20 protein-coding genes are annotated in these 17,389 nt (G+C 69.3%); 6 read left to right on the plus strand and 14 right to left on the minus strand.

The window, feature by feature from the left end; translation table 11 throughout:
* Positions 1-25 precede the first annotated feature (25 nt).
* From EJK16_RS09975 to EJK16_RS09995, 5 genes are read right to left on the minus strand one after another with little or no spacing between them, the layout of a single operon-like run.
* On the minus strand, positions 26-802 hold the full coding sequence (locus EJK16_RS09975) for an enoyl-CoA hydratase (protein WP_127128846.1): 777 nt from the start codon (positions 800-802) through the stop codon (positions 26-28).
* Entirely contained in the window at positions 799-1,722 is a 924-nt protein-coding gene (gene mmsB, locus EJK16_RS09980; protein ID WP_127128848.1) for a 3-hydroxyisobutyrate dehydrogenase, read from the minus strand. Before mmsB ends, EJK16_RS09975 begins: the two co-directional genes overlap by 4 nt.
* Positions 1,719-2,783 (minus strand): enoyl-CoA hydratase/isomerase family protein, encoded by a 1,065-nt coding sequence (locus tag EJK16_RS09985; RefSeq protein ID WP_127128850.1) that lies wholly within the window; start codon positions 2,781-2,783, stop codon positions 1,719-1,721. The genes mmsB and EJK16_RS09985 overlap by 4 nt, the downstream gene beginning before the upstream one ends.
* Positions 2,780-3,922: an acyl-CoA dehydrogenase family protein gene (locus EJK16_RS09990; protein ID WP_127128852.1), complete on the minus strand. Its 1,143-nt coding sequence runs from the start codon at positions 3,920-3,922 to the stop codon at positions 2,780-2,782. Before EJK16_RS09990 ends, EJK16_RS09985 begins: the two co-directional genes overlap by 4 nt.
* Before the next feature lie 15 nt (positions 3,923-3,937).
* A complete protein-coding gene (locus EJK16_RS09995) occupies positions 3,938-5,437 on the minus strand; it encodes a CoA-acylating methylmalonate-semialdehyde dehydrogenase (protein WP_127129295.1) in 1,500 nt (499 codons plus the stop codon).
* A gap of 167 nt (positions 5,438-5,604) precedes the next feature.
* Between EJK16_RS09995 and EJK16_RS10000 the strand changes: the two genes are divergently transcribed.
* Positions 5,605-6,774 carry an acetyl-CoA C-acyltransferase gene (locus EJK16_RS10000; RefSeq protein WP_127128854.1) on the plus strand — a complete coding sequence of 390 codons (1,170 nt, stop codon included), beginning with the start codon at positions 5,605-5,607 and terminating at the stop codon, positions 6,772-6,774.
* Positions 6,775-6,825: 51 nt separating this feature from the next.
* Positions 6,826-7,359, plus strand: a complete 534-nt coding sequence (locus EJK16_RS10005) for a MarR family winged helix-turn-helix transcriptional regulator (RefSeq protein ID WP_240645926.1) — start codon at positions 6,826-6,828, stop codon at positions 7,357-7,359.
* Positions 7,360-7,400: 41 nt separating this feature from the next.
* Here the strand turns inward: EJK16_RS10005 and EJK16_RS10010 are convergent, their stop codons facing one another.
* The 5 genes from EJK16_RS10010 to EJK16_RS10030 form a co-directional block, all read right to left on the minus strand.
* Entirely contained in the window at positions 7,401-7,835 is a 435-nt protein-coding gene (locus EJK16_RS10010; RefSeq protein WP_127128858.1) for an acyl-CoA thioesterase domain-containing protein, read from the minus strand.
* 127 nt (positions 7,836-7,962) lie between these two features.
* Positions 7,963-8,481 (minus strand): thioesterase family protein, encoded by a 519-nt coding sequence (locus EJK16_RS10015; protein WP_127128860.1) that lies wholly within the window; start codon positions 8,479-8,481, stop codon positions 7,963-7,965.
* Positions 8,478-8,936 carry a MaoC family dehydratase gene (locus EJK16_RS10020; RefSeq protein ID WP_304999942.1) on the minus strand — a complete coding sequence of 153 codons (459 nt, stop codon included), beginning with the start codon at positions 8,934-8,936 and terminating at the stop codon, positions 8,478-8,480. Before EJK16_RS10020 ends, EJK16_RS10015 begins: the two co-directional genes overlap by 4 nt.
* A 45-nt stretch (positions 8,937-8,981) precedes the next feature.
* Positions 8,982-10,565, minus strand: coding sequence for a class I adenylate-forming enzyme family protein (locus tag EJK16_RS10025; protein WP_127128862.1), 1,584 nt, complete (start codon positions 10,563-10,565; stop codon positions 8,982-8,984).
* 105 nt (positions 10,566-10,670) lie between these two features.
* Entirely contained in the window at positions 10,671-11,087 is a 417-nt protein-coding gene (locus EJK16_RS10030) for an SRPBCC family protein (protein ID WP_164737271.1), read from the minus strand.
* A 115-nt stretch (positions 11,088-11,202) separates the two neighbouring features.
* Between EJK16_RS10030 and EJK16_RS10035 the strand changes: the two genes are divergently transcribed.
* Positions 11,203-11,664 (plus strand): pyridoxamine 5'-phosphate oxidase family protein, encoded by a 462-nt coding sequence (locus EJK16_RS10035; protein ID WP_127128866.1) that lies wholly within the window; start codon positions 11,203-11,205, stop codon positions 11,662-11,664.
* A gap of 59 nt (positions 11,665-11,723) precedes the next feature.
* On the opposite strand, the gene EJK16_RS10040 is transcribed toward EJK16_RS10035, so the two are convergent.
* The 4 genes from EJK16_RS10040 to EJK16_RS10055 are packed head-to-tail and all read right to left on the minus strand — an operon-like array spanning position 11,724 to position 14,933.
* A complete protein-coding gene (locus EJK16_RS10040; RefSeq protein WP_164737272.1) occupies positions 11,724-12,839 on the minus strand; it encodes a CaiB/BaiF CoA-transferase family protein in 1,116 nt (371 codons plus the stop codon).
* Positions 12,836-13,300 carry a MaoC/PaaZ C-terminal domain-containing protein gene (locus EJK16_RS10045; protein WP_205739696.1) on the minus strand — a complete coding sequence of 155 codons (465 nt, stop codon included), beginning with the start codon at positions 13,298-13,300 and terminating at the stop codon, positions 12,836-12,838. The genes EJK16_RS10040 and EJK16_RS10045 overlap by 4 nt, the downstream gene beginning before the upstream one ends.
* A gap of 1 nt (position 13,301) precedes the next feature.
* Positions 13,302-13,736 (minus strand): hypothetical protein, encoded by a 435-nt coding sequence (locus EJK16_RS10050; RefSeq protein ID WP_127128868.1) that lies wholly within the window; start codon positions 13,734-13,736, stop codon positions 13,302-13,304.
* A gap of 33 nt (positions 13,737-13,769) precedes the next feature.
* Complete coding sequence (locus EJK16_RS10055) at positions 13,770-14,933, minus strand: acyl-CoA dehydrogenase family protein (protein ID WP_127128870.1); 1,164 nt, start codon at positions 14,931-14,933, stop codon at positions 13,770-13,772.
* A gap of 147 nt (positions 14,934-15,080) precedes the next feature.
* Between EJK16_RS10055 and EJK16_RS20445 the strand changes: the two genes are divergently transcribed.
* From EJK16_RS20445 to EJK16_RS10070, 3 genes are read left to right on the plus strand one after another with little or no spacing between them, the layout of a single operon-like run.
* Complete coding sequence (locus EJK16_RS20445; RefSeq protein ID WP_255411489.1) at positions 15,081-15,470, plus strand: Zn-ribbon domain-containing OB-fold protein; 390 nt, start codon at positions 15,081-15,083, stop codon at positions 15,468-15,470.
* The gene (locus EJK16_RS10065) at positions 15,470-16,591 is read left to right on the plus strand and encodes a thiolase family protein (RefSeq protein ID WP_127128874.1); all 1,122 of its coding nucleotides are present in this window, start codon (positions 15,470-15,472) and stop codon (positions 16,589-16,591) included. Before EJK16_RS20445 ends, EJK16_RS10065 begins: the two co-directional genes overlap by 1 nt.
* Entirely contained in the window at positions 16,588-17,370 is a 783-nt protein-coding gene (locus EJK16_RS10070; RefSeq protein ID WP_127128876.1) for a thioesterase family protein, read from the plus strand. The genes EJK16_RS10065 and EJK16_RS10070 overlap by 4 nt, the downstream gene beginning before the upstream one ends.
* The last annotated feature ends 19 nt before the right edge of the window (positions 17,371-17,389 follow it).

The following is a 17,389-nucleotide window of genomic DNA, read 5'->3' on the forward strand; positions in this document are numbered from 1 at the left end:
GTGAGAGCTCAGGTCACCGCGTCACTCATCGGTGGGTGAAGTCGGCCTCGCGCTTGCCGCTGAAGGCAGCCATGCCCTCGGTCTGGTCGGCGAGGGCGAAGGTCGCGGCGAACGCCTGCTTCTCGAGGCGGAGCCCCTCCTCCAGCGTGGTGCCCTGCGCCGCCTGGAGTGCGTTCTTTGCGGCGTAGACGACGGGGAGGGACTTTGCGGCGATCGTCTCGGCGACGCGCGCCGCTTCCTCGAGGAGCTCGGAGGCCGGCACGACGCGGGACACCAGCCCCGCGCGCTCGGCCTCGTGTGCGTCCATCGTCCGGCCGGTCAGCACCAGCTCAGCGGCCTTGTACTTGCCCACCGCCCGCGGCAGGCGCTGCGTGCCACCGATGCCCGGGATGACGCCGAGGTTGATCTCGGGCTGGCCGAACTTCGCCGTGTCGGCGGCCAGGATGATGTCGCACATCATCGCCAGCTCACAGCCGCCTCCGAGGGCGTAGCCGGCGACGGCGGCGATGACCGGTGTCCGCAGCTTCTCGAAGTCGCCCCAGCGCACGAACGGGTCGTTGAGGAACATGTCGATGTACTGCTTGTCGGCCATCTCCTTGATGTCGGCTCCCGCAGCGAACGCACGCTCGGAGCCGGTGAGGACGATCGCCCCGACGTCGGGGTCGTCGTCGAAGGCCGTCGATGCCCCGACGATGTCGGCCACCGACGCCGCGTCGAGAGCGTTGAGGGCCTCGGGCCGGTTGAGGGTGATCCACCCGACGCGCCCCCGCTTCTCGACGAGGATGGTGGTGTAGGCGGTCATCGTTGAGCTCCCTGCGTCGCCGTGGTGCTGTGTGCACGGATTGATCGGATGATGCCGGAGAAATCTCGGTCGGAACCCTCACCGTCCGCGTATGCGACATACATGTCACGAGCCAGGCGTCCCATCCGCGCGTCGACACCGGCGAGCTCGATCGCCTGGTCAGCCAGTCCGAGGTCCTTCGCCATGAGCGCTCCGGCGAACCCCGGCTGGAAGTCACGGTTGGCCGGGCTGGTCGGCACCGGGCCCGGGACCGGGCAGTTCGTGGTGAGCGCCCAGCACTGGCCCGTCGCGTTGGACGCCACGTCGAACAGCGTCTGATGCGTGAGTCCGAGACGCTCGCCGAGCACGAACGCCTCTGCGACCGCGATCTGCGAGACGGCCAGGAGCATGTTGTTGCAGACCTTCGCGGCCTGCCCGAGGCCGGGTCCGCCGCAGTGGACCACCCTTCGTCCCATGCTCTCGAGCAGCGGCACCGCCTGGGCGAAGTCACCCTCGTCCCCGCCGACCATGAACGCCAGGGTCCCGTTCTCAGCGCCCACGACGCCGCCCGACACGGGAGCGTCGAGGAAGCGGTGACCGGCGTCGACGGCGAGGTCGTGCGCGCGCCGAGCCTCATCGACCGCGATGGTGGAGGAGTCGATGAACAGCGTGTCCGGAGGGGCGGCCCCGAGGATCCCGGTGCGCGCGTCGGTGCCCGCGTAGAGATCGAGGACGTGCCTGCCTGCGGGCAGCATGGTGATGACCACCTGCGCCCCTGCCACTGCCTCGTCGGCCGACTCCACGACCTCGATGTCTGCCGCACGAGCGGCGTCGAGGGCGGCCGGGGAGAGGTCGAAACCGCGGACCGCGTGTCCGGCGGCACGCAGGTTCTTGGCCATGGGACCGCCCATGTGGCCGAGTCCGATGAATCCGATCTTCATGAGGTCTCCTTTGACGGGACGCGGACGGAGCGGAACGAGCTCCACGGGGACTCCTGGAAGAACGTCTCCACGAGGTCCGCTGTGACGTCACCAAGCGTCGCCGGACGCCATGCCGGCGAACGGTCCTTGTCGACGACCTGGGCGCGGATACCCTCGGTGAAGTCCGGCGTGGTCAGGTGCCTGGTGGAGACCCGGAACTCCTGCTCCAGCGCCTCCTCGAGGGAGTCCAGTGCCCGGGCACGGCGCACCGCCTCGAGGGTGACGGTGAGCGCGGTGGGCGACTTCGCCGCGATGGTCTCGCGGATCGCCCGTTCCGGGCCGTCGGTGCCGAGGGCGCTGAGGATCTCCGGGACGGTCGTCCGTGCGAAGACGCGGTCGGTGAGCTCGCGCTCGGCCGCGAGCGGTGCCGGTCCCGGGTCGGCTCGAACCGCGGCGACGGCGGAGTCGGGTTCCTCAGACTCCAGCCGACCGAGCAGTGCTGCGACGTCCGCCGCCGGCACGAAGTGGTCGGACAGCCCGACGAGGATCGCGTCCGCCGCACCGACGTGGGCGCCGGTCAGGGCGAGCCGAGTGCCGAGCTCGCCCGGCGAGCGCGAGAGCAGCCACGTGCCGCCGACGTCCGGGACGAAGCCGATGGTGACCTCGGGGAAACCGAGGCGCGAGCGCTCGGTCACGATGCGGTGGGAGGCGTGCGCCGAGATCCCGATCCCGCCTCCGAGCACGAGCCCGTCCTGGATGGCGACGACCGGCTTGGGGTACGCGGCGATCCGCGCGTTCATCGTGTACTCGTCGGCCCAGAACTCCACGGCCGGCTCCGGCGGGCCGACCGTCGCCGCCTCGTAGAGGGCGACGACGTCACCGCCGGCACACAGACCACGGTCACCGGCCCCGGTGATGGCGACGGTCCGCACGCCGTCGTCGTGCTCCCACCTGTCGAGGGCATCGGACACGAGCCTGACCATCTCGTGGGTCAGGGCGTTGATCGCCCGCGGGCGGTTGAGGGTGATGAGCCCGAGCGCCCCTCGGCGCTCGAGGAGTACGGCGTCGTCGGTCGCGTTCATTGACGTCCCTTCGCGTTGCGGAGCACCTCGCGGCCGATGATCACCCGCATGATCTCGTTGGTGCCCTCGAGGATCTGGTGCACCCGCAGGTCGCGGACGACGCGCTCGATCCCGTACTCGTGCAGGTACCCGTACCCGCCGTGCATCTGCAGCGCCGTGTTGGCCACCTGGAAGGCGACGTCGGTGACGAACCGCTTCGCCGTCGCACACGCCACCGCCTCGTCCGGCGCCGCGTCATCCATCTTCTGCGCCGCCCGCTGCAGGAGGAGCCGCGCGGCCTGCAGCTCGGTGTCCATGTCGGCGAGCCCGAACACGATGCTCTGGTTCGCCGACAACGGCGCTCCGAACGCCTCGCGTTCTTGGACGTAGCGGGCGGCCTTCTCGAACGCCCACTGCGCGCCGCCGAGCGAGGCCGCAGCCACGTTGACCCGGCCGCCGTTGAGCCCCTTCATCGCCATCTTGAAGCCGTCGCCCTCGTCGCCGAGCCGGTGGGTCACCGGCACTCGGACGTCGTCGAAGATGACCTGCCGGGTGGGCTGGGCGTTCCAGCCCATCTTCCGCTCGTTCGGCCCGAAGCTCAGCCCCGCGGTCCCTGCCGGCACGACGATCGCGCTGATGCCGCTCGGGCCTGGGCCCCCGGTACGCGCCATGATGAGGTACACGGCCGAGGCACCGGCACCCGAGATGAACTGCTTCGTGCCGTTGATGACGTAGTGGTCGCCGTCGCGGCGCGCGGACGTCGTGAGCGCAGCCGCGTCCGAGCCCGCCCCGGGCTCGGTGAGGCAGTAGCTGGCGAGATCCTCCATGGTCACGAGACGCGGCACCCAGCGGTGACGCTGCTCCTCGTCGCCGAAGCGGTCGATCATCCAGGCGACCATGTTGTGGATGGAGACGTACGCCGCGATGGCGGTGTCACCGCGTGCCAGCTCCTCGAAGATCGCGACGGCGTCCGAACGGCTCAGACCGGACCCGCCGACGTCCTCGCGGACGTACACGCCGCCCAGGCCCATCTCGCCGGCCAGGCGCAGGGTGTCGACGGGGAAGTGCTTCTCGGCGTCCCACTCGTTCGCGTACGGTGCGAGCGCCGTTTTCGCGAAGTCGCGCACCGCCGCCACGAGCGCCCCGCGCTCCTCGGTCATGGTTGCGTCCACGGTTCAGCCCATGGTCGGGATGACGAAGCTGGCGCCGTCCTTGATCCCGGAGGGCCAGCGGCTCGTGACCGTCTTCGTCTTCGTGTAGAAGCGGAAGGCATCGGGACCGTGCTGATTGAGGTCGCCGAACCCGGACTTCTTCCAGCCGCCGAAGGTGTGGTAGGCGATCGGCACGGGGATCGGCACGTTGACCCCGACCATGCCGACATCGATCCGCGCGGAGAAGTCCCGGGCGGCGTCACCATCACGGGTAAAGATCGCCACGCCGTTCCCGTACTGGTGGTCGTTGACCATCGCGACCGCCTCCTCGTAGTCCGCAGCGCGCGCGATGGTCAGCACCGGGCCGAAGATCTCCTCCCGGTAGATCGTCATGTCGGTCGTCACGTGGTCGAAGAGGGTGGGGCCCAGGTAGAAGCCGCTCTCATGACCGGGCACGGTGTACCCGCGTCCGTCGGCGAGGAGCGTCGCGCCCTCCTCGACGCCCTGCTGGATGGCTGCGCTGACCCGGTCGACCGCCTCGCGCGTGACGAGCGGGCCGTAGTCGACGCCCTCGGCGAGCGCCGGGCCGACCGTGAGGTTCGTAACCCGCTCGACGAGCTTGGCGGACAGGGCCTCCGCTGTGGCCTCGCCGACGGGAACGGCTACCGAGATCGCCATGCACCGTTCGCCGGCCGAACCGTAGCCCGCTCCGATGAGCGCGTCGGCGACCTGGTCCAGGTCCGCGTCCGGCATGACTACCATGTGGTTCTTGGCGCCGCCGAAGCACTGGGCGCGCTTTCCGTTCGCCGCCGCCGTGGCGTAGATGTATTGCGCAATGGGGGTCGACCCCACGAACCCCACTGCCCTGACCCGCTCGTCGTGCAGGATCGCGTCGACCGCCTCCTTGTCGCCGTTGACGACGTTGAGGACACCCTCGGGAAGGCCCGCCTCGAGGAACAGCTCGGCGATGCGCAAGGGCACGGAGGGGTCGCGTTCGCTCGGCTTGAGGATGAAGGCGTTGCCGGCGGCCAGCGCCGGGCCCATCTTCCACAGGGGGATCATCGCCGGGAAGTTGAACGGGGTGATCCCGGCGACGACGCCGAGGGGCTGACGCATGCTGTAGACGTCGATGCCGGTGCCGGCACCCGTCGTGTACTCGCCCTTGAGGAGGTGCGGCGCCCCGGCCGCGAACTCGATGACCTCGACGCCACGCTGGATGTCCCCCTTGGCGTCGTCGAGCGTCTTGCCGTGCTCGCTGGAGAGGGTCCGGGCGAGGCTCGGCGTGTCCTTGGCGATGAGGTCAAGGAACCTCAGGAGCACGCGAGCGCGCCGCTGCGGGTTGAACGCCCCCCAGACCCGCTGCGCCTCCTCGCTCACCGTGATGGCCGCGGCGACCTCGTCGGCGCTCGCGAGGGGCACCCGGGCCTGCACCTCTCCGGTGCTGGGGTCGAACACGTCGGAGAAGCGACCTGACGTGCCGCTGACGTGGCGTCCACCGATGAAATGGGTGAGTTCCCGGGTCAGAGTCGTGGTGTGAGTCATGCTGCGGTCCCTTCGTTGGGCGAGCTCGGGGCTCTCTGCAGGATACTATGACACTCAACTATATACTACGAAGGTCAAGTACATACTATGTTGTCAAACCATCCCAGGCCGGCCATCGACGGCGGGCCACACTCGACGAAGGAGAAGGCATGGCCAGCGTCATCGTCGCCGGAGCGCGCACACCGATCGGCAAGCTGCTGGGCGCCCTGGCCTCCGTCAGCGCCGCGGACCTTGGGGGCGCCGCCATCAGCGCGGCCATCGATCGGGCACGGATCGAACCCGGTGACGCTGAGGCCGTCTACTTCGGCAACGTCGTCCAGGCCGGTGTGGGCCCCAACCCGGCGCGTCTCTCGGCGATCTCCGCGGGTGTTCCGCTGAGTGTCCCGGCCACGTCGATCAACAAGCTGTGCCTGTCCGGGATGACCGCCATCGGCCATGCCGACCTCGCCGTGCGCGCAGGCCTTGCGCGCACCGTCATCGCTGGGGGGACGGAGTCGATGACCAACGCCCCACACCTCACCCACGTGCGCACAGGGGTGAAGTACGGAGCGGGCGAACTGGCCGACGCGCTGGACCGCGATGCCCTGGTGTGCGGAGTCGACCACGTCAGCATGGGGGCCGGGACGGAGAAGTACCAGGCCGGCCTGGGGATCTCCCGCGAGGAGCAAGACGACCTTGCTGCACGGTCGCACGCACGCGCGGCTGCCGCTACCGCCAGTGGTGTCTTCGCTGAGGAGATCGTGCCGGTAACGGTACGGCGCGGTCGCAGCGAGCAGACCGTCGCACAGGATGAGGGTATTCGTCCGCAGACGACCGCCGAGTCACTCGCCTCGCTCCGTCCAGCCTTCGCACCCGACGGCACCATCACCGCGGGATCAGCGTCACAGCTCTCGGACGGTGCCGCAGCCGTCGTCGTCATGGACAAGGCCGAGGCCGAGCGTCGCGGCATCCCCTGGCTCGCCGAGATCGTGTCGTTTGCGACCGTGGCCGGACCCGACCCCTCTCTGCTGCATCAGCCGGCCCGCGCGATCGCACAGGCCGCGAGCCACGCGGGTGTCGCTCCCTCCGACCTCGACGTCGTCGAGATCAACGAGGCCTTCGCGAGCGTGACGATCGCGTCCACCCGGGAGCTCGGCATCGACCCCGAGCTCGTCAATGTCAACGGCGGGGCGATCGCTCTCGGTCATCCCGTCGGCATGTCAGGCGCTCGTCTCGCCCTGACCCTGGCCCTCGAGCTGCGTCGCCGCGGCGGCGGTCTCGGGGCCGCCGCCCTTTGCGGGGGCGGCGGCCAGGGTGATGCCCTCATCCTGCGGGTCTGACCTCCCGGCCACTCATGACCAGGCACGAATGCGTGAAGGAAGTGATCGATCGTGCAACGCCCACCCCTCCCCGTCGACCCGATCGCGGAGGCCCGACGACATTGGCGAGCCCACGGCTGGGAGCGCGCTGCGGACGGGATGGCCGCCGTCACCAGTGTGATGAGGGCACAGCAGCTCATGCTCGCGCGGATCGACCAGGCGCTCAGACCCCACTCACTGAGCTTCGCCCGCTTCGAGATGCTCCGCCTGCTCGCCTTCACCCGTGAGGGCCGCCTCCCGATGGCCAGCGCGACCGCACGGCTTCAGGTCCACCCGGCCAGCGTGACCAATACGGTAGGCCGACTCGAGCACGACGGCCTGATGCGTCGGGAGCCCCACCCACACGACGGCCGCGCGACGATCCTCGTGCTCACGGACGCCGGTCGGGAACTGGTCGAGGCGGCGACCCGCTCTCTCAACGCCGAGGTCTTCGAGCAGCCCGGCCTGGACGACGACGAGACGCAGACACTCGTCCGGACGCTCGCAGCGCTCCGGCAGCGCGCCGGTGACTTCGCCGAGCCCCGCTCGCTGCCTGACCCGCTCTGAGCCGCGCCTCGGAGCGGACGGGCAGGCACGGGGTGGCCGCGTCAATCGCGCAGGCGTCGCGGACGCACCAGGAGCGGCTGGCTGACGGTTCCGACGAATCCCTCCCTGTCATGAAGATCGCCGGAAGCAACGGCCGTGCCGCCGGCAGAGATCACTGTTCGCGCCACGATGTTGATCCACTCGCCTGCGGGCGCCCGCCCGAGGGTGAGCGTCATCGTGGGCGGGATGAACGTCCAGTCGGAGAGCGGCAGCTCCGCCGACAAGCCATTGACCGAGTCCGCGACGACCGCCAGTCGTTGGATGGGTAACGACCCTGAGGCGCGGCGGATTCGCCAGGCCGTCGCGCTGACGGCGAGTCGGCCGTTGGCCCAGAGCTTCGCCTCGACCAGCTCGATGCGTCGGCCCGAGCGGACGACCTGGGCCTCGGTGACTGGCAGGTAGAACGAATCCGCACGCTCGACGGTCGTGGATCCCATCGCTCAACTCCCTGCTCAGGTCGCGATGGAGCGCCCGCACCGCCGGGGCGGACGCATCGCCGGCGGAGCCCGCCGGGGCGGACGCATCGCCGGCGGAGCCTGCCTGTGCGAGCCCCGCTCGGCGGCGTCAGTCGGACCGGCGGATGCCCATCACTCCGCTCACCGGAGCCGGCCACCCGAGCGCCGCGTCCTCGGCGAGGGCGCGATCGATGCTCTCCTCGACGCGCGGCGGGAAGGCGGTGGCGCGACGGGTGGCGACATCCACCTGGACCGCCACCAGCTCCATCGTGAATGCCAGGCGGTTGTTGGTCCGGTCGAGCAGGAATGCCATCGCGTGGAGCGCACGGTCCGAGCGGTCCAGCAGCCTCGTGTGAACCGAGATGGGAGTGCCTGCGCGCAGCTCCGCGTGGTAGCGCAGGTGGTGCTCGGCAACGAACTGGGTCTGGCCGAGCTCCGGGATGTTGTGGACACCGAGCCCGAGCTGGCCGAACCTCAGCTCCAGCCCGAGAGACCCGAGCACGAGGTAGTACTGCACGTTCATGTGGTCGTTCGCATCGAGGTACTCGGGCGGGACCTCTCGCTGCAGGGCCTGGGGCAGCTGCACGACCTCGTCGAAGCCGGGCGGTCGCACTCGTGTCCTGCTCACGAGCCGGCCAGGATGAAGATGGCCTCGACGACGCAGGCCGGCTTGGCCGCGCCCTCGATCTCGACGACCACGCCGATGTGCGCCTGGATCCCGGGACCGCTCGGCGTCACGCGGTCGAGGGTCGCCGACGCTCGGACCCTCGAGCCCACCGGAACCGCCTGGGGGAAACGCACCTTGTCGGCGCCGTAGTTCACGCCCAACGCGAGATCCTCGATGCGGTAGATCGTCTGCATGAGCACCGGGACGAGCGCCAGCGTGAGGAAGCCGTGCGCGACCGTGCCCCCGAAGGGCCCGGACGCGGCGCGCTCGGGGTCCACATGGATCCACTGCCGGTCACCCGTCGCCTCGGCGAACTGGTCCACCAGGTCCTGGGTGACCGTGACCCAGTCGCTGGTGCCCAGGACCTCTCCGGCGGCCGCGCTGAACGCCGCCACGTCGTCGAACACTCGCACCATGTCTCTCCTTCTCCCGCCCACAGCCGAACGCATCCGGCGGAGCCCTCAGGTCACGATGCGGTCGGAGGCCTGTGCCGGCGCCTCGGATGCCGATGTGAGCCGATCGACGATCTTGAACTTCTGGAGCTTCCCGGACGCCGTCCGGGGCAACGGCTCGTCGAGGACGACCCACTTCTTGGGCACCTTGAACTTCGCGAGATTCTCGCGCGCGTGGGCGCTGAGCTCGGCCTCGCTCACCGGGTCCTTGAGGACCACGACCGCGGTAGGCGTCTCTCCCCACTTCTCGTCCGGCGAGCCGACCACCGCAACCTCGCGCACCGCGGGGTGACGCATGATCGCGTGCTCGAGCTCGGCCGGGTAGATGTTCAGGCCGCCGCTGATGATCATGTCCTTGCGGCGTCCCGCGATGAAGACGAAGCCGTCCTCGTCGACCGTCGCGAGGTCACCGGTGCGGAACCATCCGTCGGCGAAGGTCGCCGCTGTCTCCTCCGGCCGCCGCCAGTAGCCGGTCGCGGTCCCGGGGGACCGCACGACGATCTCGCCCACCTCGCCCACCTCGACGTCCTCGAGCTCGACGTTGACGACCCTGAGATAGCTGATGAGCCCGCCCTTGCCCACCGACCCGACCTTGGCGATGGCGTTCCGTGCGGGCAGGTAGGTGCCGCTGAACGGCCCCTCGGTCATGCCGTATATCTGGACCACGTCACAGCCGGGGAGGCGATCGGCGAGCGTCGACAGCAGCTCTGCCGGCACCGGCTCCGAGCCGGTGAACACCATCCGGAGCCGGCCGAGTCGCTCGTGCGTGAACGCATCCAACTCAAGCATCCTGCGGATGATGACGGGTGGGAGCCCGCTGATCGTCGCCTGGTGATGGTCAAGCGCACGCGTCAGGCTCGCAGCGTCGATCGCGTGGTTCGGCTGGAGAACGACACGCCCTCCGACCATGAATGTCGCAAGGGTGAACGAGTGGAAACCGGCGACCCAGGCGAGCGCCACGATCAGCACGTACGTGTCCTCGGCCGTGATGTCGTAGTCACCGATCTGCTGGAGCACGTTGAACAGGATCGTGGCCTGGGTGTGGATGGCGGCCTTCGGTCGTCCCGTCGTGCCGCTGGTGTACTGAAGGAGGAACGGCTCCTCCATTCCCGCGCCGTCCTCTAGCTCCAGCCCCGGGCTGAACGGGTAGGTCTCGACGTCGACCCGCAGCCAACCGGGGCGGTCCGCGTCCACGACCAGCATCGCGCCGGCGAACTCCGGGCGCTCGGTGAGGTGGTCGAGCTTGTCGCACAGGCCGCTCTCGGACATGACGAAGCGGGCGCCGGAGTCCTCGATCAGGTAGTCGAGCTCCGCCGGAACGAACATGTAGTTCGCCGGCACGATGACCGCCGACAGCTTCGCCGCCGCGAAGTACAGGTCGAACCACTCGACCCGGTTGTGCATGAGGACGAGGATGCGGTCCCCTCGCTGCAGGCCCAGCTCGCGCAGCTTCCCGGCGAGCTTGTTCGCGCGCTCGTTGAGCTCCTCGTAGGTGTACTCGGCGCTGTCAGTGACCAGAGCGACGCGGCTGGCATGCTGATGCAGAACGCTCGTCGGTTTGGTGATGAGCTGATCGAGTCGAAGATAGGTCACGTGGGGGCCTCCGCGTCATTGCTGGTGCCTGGATTTTATGCGTCACCCGGTTTCCCGGAGCCCGGCGTGCAGCGGTATGCGACACGTCCGCGACGCCCTCGTTGGTCAGGAGGCTAGGAACCGGTCGAGCCCGCGGATCGACGCCCGGTACAGCCGTTCGACCACTGCGACGAACTCCTCGCGTGAGCCGACGACGTTCGCCTCGCACCACCACTCGACCTTCGTCCGGCCGTCGCTCGTCCCGGTCAGGCGCGTGGTGCCGACCACGTCGTCGGCCGGGAAGTGGTGCGGCGGCAGGACCGCGTAGGAGATCACGTGGGCCGCGGGGTCGCACGTCTCGAGCCGTTCCTGCACCGTGTACCCCGCCACCGTGACGGTGCGCACCGACCCCACACCGGCACCGTCGAGGCTGCAGCTCTCCAGCCGGGGGATCCATCCGCGAAGCCCACCGAAGCTGGAGAGAACCGCCCAGACCTCGGCAACGGGGTGCGCGATGACCTGCTCGACGCGAACCTGTTCCATGTGTCCCTCTTTCGTACGTTCTGTCGTTTGGCTAGGCCATCCGTGACATCCATGGTCATGACGATTCCGACGTTGGTTCTCGGTGCGTGACCCGCGCCGAGAGAGAGGTGGAACCATGGGTGTCAGACTCAGTGCCGAGGAGCGGGAGACGTTTCTGCAGAACGGCCACACGGGAATCATCACGACGCTGAGACGCGATGGGTCGCCGGTCAGCCTCCCGGTCTGGTACGCGTACCTGGACGGCAAGGTCTACGTCGGCTCGCCCGAGTCCGCTGCCAAGGTCAAGCGCATCCGGCACGACGACCGGGCGTGGTTCCTCGTGGAGTCGGGCGAGAAGTGGAAAGAGCTCGCCGCTGTCGGCTTCCCTGCCCGTGCCACCGTCGTCGAGGGCGCCGAGGCCGACCGGGCGATGGCCGCCTACGAGGAGAAGTACGCCGAGTTCCGCACTCCTCCCGAGGAGATGCCGGGTGCGGCGCAGAACCACTACGCCAAGACCGTCATGCTTCGGCTCGACCCGACGGGCGACGCACTGACGTGGAACAACGCCAAGATCAGGCTGAAGTCGCCGGTCAGCTGACCGCGGTGCCACCGACCGGGCTCCTCCTCCACAGGAGGAGCCCGGTCCGCCGTTTCCGGTCAGCGCTCCGCGCCCCACTCGTCGAACACCTCGGCGGTGTCCTGGCCGGCCGCGCGGGGCGCTCGGGGCGCCCGCGCCGACGTCCGCGAGAACCGAGGTGCCGGCGCAGCCTGGGTCACACCGTTGATCTCGGCGACCGTGCCACGCGCGCTCAGGTGCTCGTCCGCACTGGCCTCCGCCCAGCTCAGGACCGGTGAGACGCAGGCATCGGTCCCGTCGAAGACGGCCGCCCAGTGCGCGCGGCTCTCAGTGGCGAAGACCTCGGCGATGCGCTGCCTGATCTCGGGCCATCCGGACTGGTCCAGCTGGGCCGGCAGCGTCGTCGGATCGATCCCCAGGCCGTCGAGGAGCTGGGCGTAGAACTGGGGCTCCATCGCACCGACCGCGACGTAGCGACCGTCGGCGCACTCGTAGGTGTCGTAGAAGGGCGCGCCACCGTCGACGAGGTTGTCCTCTCGCGCGTCGGTGTGTGCGCCGGCCGCGCGCATGGCCCAGACCAGCTGTGCCAGCAGACTCGCGCCGTCGACCATCGCTGCGTCGACGACCTGCCCCAAGCCGGACCGCTCCCGCTCCCACAGCGCCGCGAGGACACCGACGACCAACAGCATGGAACCGCCGCCGAAGTCACCGATGAGGTTGAGGGGCGGCACGGGCCGCTCACCTGCCCGACCGATCGCGTGGAGAATCCCGGTCGGTGCAAGGTAGTTGATGTCGTGGCCGGCCGTGGCGCTGCGCGGCCCGTCCTGGCCCCACCCCGTCATCCGTGCGTAGACCAGCCGCGGGTTCACCTCCGCGCAGTCGTCGGGTCCGAGCCCCAGCCGCTCGGCCGTCCCCGGCCGGTACCCCTCGATCAGCACGTCGGCGCGCTCGACCAGCCGCAGCACACGCTCACGGTCCTCTACGTTCTTGAGATCGGCCGCGACCGAACGTCGGTTGCGCAGCACGTGGTTCGGCACGCCGTCCATCGGGTCCAGCGCCGCCGTTCCCGGACGTTCGATCCGGACGACGTCCGCACCGAGGTCTCCGAGGATCATCGCGGCGTGGGGACCGGGCCCGATGCCCGCGAGCTCCACCACCCTCATACCGACGAGCGGTCCGGCCACCGGCGTGCTCATGACCGTCCTCCGACACGCATGCCTCCGTCGGCGGGGAGGAGGACAGTCGCGGTACCGGTGATCGCTCGGTCCCCACCATGCACGGCAGCCCACACGTCACAGGTCACCAACTGCCCGTCGGAGGACTCCTCGATGGCGGTGACGGTTCCTCCGACCAGGACGTCGTCGCCGGCGAAGACGTTCGCACTGAACCGGCACCTCAACCGGCGGATGTTCGATCGGGAGCCTGACCACGCACTCAGCAGGTTGAGGATGTACGCGGCCGTCGCGCCTCCCTGGTTGACCTCTACCTCCCCCAGACCAGCCGCCGCGATGGCGTCGAGGTCGTAGTGGATGGGGTTGGCGTCCCTGAGGATGAGCGCGAGCTGGAGGATGTGCTCGACGTCGATGTCGCCGACCTCCATGGTGGGCAGCTCGTCGCCCACCGCCACGGTGCCCGCCTCTGCTTGCTGGATCGTCACGTCAGTCCCCTCGCTTGAACAGATACGTCGCTTCGACGACGCCGTGCGGGTCCTCGTCGGTACCGATCGCCACCCGGACGACGATCCGGTCCAGGACGGTGTCGTCACGCATGGCGGAGCGACCGACGTCGACGATCGTGGCTGCGGCGCGGTAGGTGCGACCGACCAGCAGGGGCCGCTCGATCGAGACGTCCACCTGCCCGTACAAGAGGACGTCGTGAGGGCCGGCGCTGGCGAGTGCCATGAGCTCGTCGACGGAGATGCCCATGCAGCGCAGCGACGCGACGATGAACCACACGGGGTGCGCCACATCCGGGTCGCCCGGCGCGCGCACCGCATGGTCTGCGATGAAGCTCTCGTGGCGCGGGATCTCGATGGTGCCGCCGGGGAGCTCACGTTCCCGGAGCGACTCGAGCACGGCAAGTTCGACAGTCACGGTGTCCCTCTCATCGTCAGTTCCTCGCTGGCGTCAGTACGAGCGGGGCATGCCGACCGACTCGGCGATCGAGTTGCGAGCCATCTCGTTGGAGATGGGAGCGATCCTGAACTGACGGACGTCTCGCCAGTAGCGTTGCATGTTGGTCTCCTGGGCAAGGCCCATCCCGCCGAGCACCTGCAACCCCAGGTCCGCTGCGGCCACGGCATGCTCGGAGGTCGCGACCTTGGCGATCTTGGCCTCCATCTCGTACGGCAGCCCGGCCTCCTCACGCCCCGCGACGTCGAAGGCCAGGAGCTCGGCCTGCTTCTGCCAGATGACGAGGTTCGCGATGTAGTGCTGGATGATCTGGTGGCCGCCGATGACCTTGCCGAACGCCTCGCGCTGGGTGGCGTAGTCGACGGCCTCCTCGACGACGCCGTCGATCATTCCCAGCGCCATCGCGGCGCTGATGACCCGCTCGTGGTTGAGCGTCGTCGTCATCGCCCGGAACCCTCGGTCCACCTCCCCGAGCACGTGCTCGTCGGGCACGAAGACGTCGTCGAGGAACACCTCGCACGAGCCGACGGCGCGCATCCCGATCTTGGGGATGTAGGAGGTGGTGATACCGGGCTGGTCACGCTTGACCAGGAAAGCCGTGGTCCCCGGGTGGCGGGAGCCCTCCCTGGCTTCCGACGTCTTGGCGATGAGCAGGAGGTAGTCGGCCTCGGCGGCACCGGTCGACCACATCTTCTGGCCGTTGATTTTCCACCCGCCGTCGACGCGCTCCCCCCGGGTGCGCATGGCACCGAGAAGATCCGTCCCTCCACCCGGTTCCGTCGCCGCGATCGCGAACCGGAGGCGCCCCTCGGCGATCTGCGGGAGGAACTCACGCTTCTGTTCGTCGCTCCCCGCAGAGCCGATCGCACGTGAGCCGGCGAAGGCGGTGATCGCCCAGACCCAGGTCAGGCCGCCGAGGTTGCGCGCGAGCTCTCGGGCAGCGATCGCGGAGTCGACGGGCCCGCCACCGGCTCCCCCGTACTCCTCGCTGATGCCGAGCCCGTGCAACCCCATCTTCGTCATCTCGTCCCACAGGGCGTGCGGGTACACGTGCTCCTGTCTCTCGAGCTCGATGACGAGCGTCTTCGGGAACTCCCGGTCCACCCAGTCTCGGAGGGTCCCCTGGAACGCACGCCGTTCTGAGCTCAGCTCCACCATCTCGGCCTCCCGCCTACAGTCCCAAGTTCAACCAACCGTCTGGTTGTTTGGTATCTTAGCCACACGACGCCGTGCACTTCCAGCGGTTCGACGGAAGTTCGCAGTCGCGTCCGCCTCGAGACGTCGACGTTGAGGAAGCAGATGACGATGAGCACCGATGTGATTGCGACGGAACGTTTCCCCGAACCGCGGCCGGCCACCGCCGTCGATGCCGGCGGACAGGTTCGCCTCGCGGGCTGGCGGTGCACTCGGTGCGTCCATCCGCTCGCTCTCCGCGCGCCGTGGTGCCCTCTGTGTCGCGGCGATCTACGCGAGCACGACTTCGGGCCGCACGGAACCGTCTGGTCGAGCACCGTCGTCCGAGTGCCCTTGCCCGGACGCGAGCCTCCGTACGCCCTCGCCTACGTCGATCTCGACGACGGGCCCCGGGTGCTCGGGCACCTCAGCTCGCCGCACAGGCTGCCCGTCGGGGCGGCCGTCACGCTCCGTGGGAGCTCGGCACTGGGTGACCTTCTCTTCGACGGGACGGACGCCTGATGCCCACATTCGTCCACGGTGTCGGCACCACGATGTTCGGCAAGCAGCCCGAGCGCAGCACCGCCGAGCTCGTCTGGTCGGCGGTCGGCGAAGCGCTGCGGGACGCGGAGGTCGAGAAGGTCGACGCCGTCTTCCTCGGGACCTGCTTCGGTGAACCTGGCATCGCGCAACGCGCGCTGCACCGGATGGGCATCACCGACCTGCCGATCTCGATCTTCGAGAACGCCTGCGCGAGCTCGACACAGGCGTTCCACGAGGCCGCGGCAGCGGTCGACCTCGGCCGTTACGACACCGTGCTGGTGGTCGGTGTCGAGCACCTGACCTCGCGCTTCACCGGCGCGATCCCCGTGGAACAGCGGGACCACGAAGGACGGACGGGACTCGCCCTGCCCGCCCTGTACGCGATGTCGGCGACCCGCTACCAGGAGCTGTACGGCCTCACCGCGGAACAGCTGGCCATGGTCTCGGTCAAGAACCATGAACACGGGCTCCTCAACCCCCGCGCCCAGCACGGGGCAAAGGTCTCGCTCGACGAGGTCCTGTCCTCTCGGCTCATTGCCGACCCGATGACACTGCTCCAGTGCTGCGCCATCGCCGACGGCGCCGGGGCGGCCGTGGTGAGCAGGACCAGGCGGACCTCACGCGATGTGACGGTCGCCGGCTCGGCCATGCGGACGGGAGGGCTGTGGGACCATCGCAGCCCCCACGTCTGGGGTTTCGACCTCGCCGCACGCACGGCGCAGGACGCCTACGTGGCGGCCGGCCGGGGTATCGAGGAGGTGGATGTCCTCGAGGTCCACGACGCGTTCACGATCGGCGAGATCGTGACCACCGAAGCTCTGGGTATGTGTCCGGTCGGCGAGGGCGGCCGACTGGTCGAGTCCGGCCATACCCGACTCGGAGGTCGGCAACCCGTCAACCCCTCGGGCGGGCTCCTCTCCCGCGGGCACCCCCTGGGCGCGACGGGGGCCGCGCAGGTCGCCGAGATCGTCACCCAGCTCCGCGGGGAGGCCGGGCCCCGTCAGGTCGACGGAGCTCGTACCGGCCTCGTCGAGACCATGGGGGGCGGTGCCGGGGGCGTCGACGGCAACGCCTGCGTCGTCACGGTCTTCAGCGCATGACGTCCACCTGGTTCTCCCGCGACACGGCCTCGACGCCGCATGGTGAGGGCGTCCGCCGCCTGTCGCTCTCCGAACGCTGGCTCACGCCCTTCGGGAAGGTCAACGGCGGCTACATCCTCGCGTCCATGCTCCGCGGGCTCGGCGAGGAGATCGGCCGGGACGACCCGGTCGTGGCCTCCGTCACTTTCCTCTCGCCGGCTCGGGTGGGTGAAGCAGAGCTGCGCTGCCGCTCGCTGAAGAAGGGCCGCCGGATCCACACTGCGCAGGCCGACCTCATGGCCGGCGACAAGCTGCTGGCGACTCTCACCGCCAGCTTCGGAGGGCGCCGTGAGGGCCAGCTCTACCAGGGCCTCCCCGCACCGAACCTGCCCTCCCCGGACGAGTGCGTCGATCCCATCCCTGACACGATGCTCCGGCGCGGCCTGCTCGAGAGAGTTGCCCAAGCCACACCGACACCCCCGGGCTGGTCGCTGGGCGCACCGACCGGTGACCCGGTGATCGACGGATGGCAGCTGCTCGAGGACGGAACGGAGGTGAGCCCACCCGCGCTCGCCCTCTTGACCGACAGCTTCGTCAGCACCTGCTTCGAGCTCGGTGAGTACTCGACCACGACCCTCCAGCTCACCGTCCACCTCTACGCTGCTCCGGCACCGGGATGGCTCGCGACCCGGATGAGCACCCGGTACCTCGAGGGCGGGCTGCACGATGAGAACTGTGAGCTGTGGGATCGTGACGGTGTCCTCGTTGCCCAAGCCCGTCAGCTGCAGCTCCTGACGTAGCCGCGCCCCACGTCGACAC

Origin of the sequence: Georgenia sp. SYP-B2076, from assembly GCF_003991205.1 — a bacterium.
Taxonomy (GTDB): domain Bacteria; phylum Actinomycetota; class Actinomycetes; order Actinomycetales; family Actinomycetaceae; genus Georgenia.

Coding starts and splice junctions, on each gene's coding strand:
- EJK16_RS10065 (WP_127128874.1), top strand. CDS start 15,470: ATGCCCACATTCGTCCACGGTGTCGGCACCACGATGTTCGGCAAGCAG.
- EJK16_RS09990 (WP_127128852.1), bottom strand. CDS start 3,922: ATGACCGAGGAGCGCGGGGCGCTCGTGGCGGCGGTGCGCGACTTCGCG.
- mmsB (WP_127128848.1), bottom strand. CDS start 1,722: ATGAAGATCGGATTCATCGGACTCGGCCACATGGGCGGTCCCATGGCC.
- EJK16_RS09975 (WP_127128846.1), bottom strand. CDS start 802: ATGACCGCCTACACCACCATCCTCGTCGAGAAGCGGGGGCGCGTCGGG.
- EJK16_RS10040 (WP_164737272.1), bottom strand. CDS start 12,839: ATGAGCACGCCGGTGGCCGGACCGCTCGTCGGTATGAGGGTGGTGGAG.
- EJK16_RS10035 (WP_127128866.1), top strand. CDS start 11,203: ATGGGTGTCAGACTCAGTGCCGAGGAGCGGGAGACGTTTCTGCAGAAC.
- EJK16_RS10070 (WP_127128876.1), top strand. CDS start 16,588: ATGACGTCCACCTGGTTCTCCCGCGACACGGCCTCGACGCCGCATGGT.
- EJK16_RS10010 (WP_127128858.1), bottom strand. CDS start 7,835: ATGGGATCCACGACCGTCGAGCGTGCGGATTCGTTCTACCTGCCAGTC.
- EJK16_RS10055 (WP_127128870.1), bottom strand. CDS start 14,933: ATGGTGGAGCTGAGCTCAGAACGGCGTGCGTTCCAGGGGACCCTCCGA.
- EJK16_RS20445 (WP_255411489.1), top strand. CDS start 15,081: ATGAGCACCGATGTGATTGCGACGGAACGTTTCCCCGAACCGCGGCCG.
- EJK16_RS09985 (WP_127128850.1), bottom strand. CDS start 2,783: ATGAACGCGACCGACGACGCCGTACTCCTCGAGCGCCGAGGGGCGCTC.
- EJK16_RS10030 (WP_164737271.1), bottom strand. CDS start 11,087: ATGGAACAGGTTCGCGTCGAGCAGGTCATCGCGCACCCCGTTGCCGAG.
- EJK16_RS10020 (WP_304999942.1), bottom strand. CDS start 8,936: ATGGTGCGAGTGTTCGACGACGTGGCGGCGTTCAGCGCGGCCGCCGGA.
- EJK16_RS10000 (WP_127128854.1), top strand. CDS start 5,605: ATGGCCAGCGTCATCGTCGCCGGAGCGCGCACACCGATCGGCAAGCTG.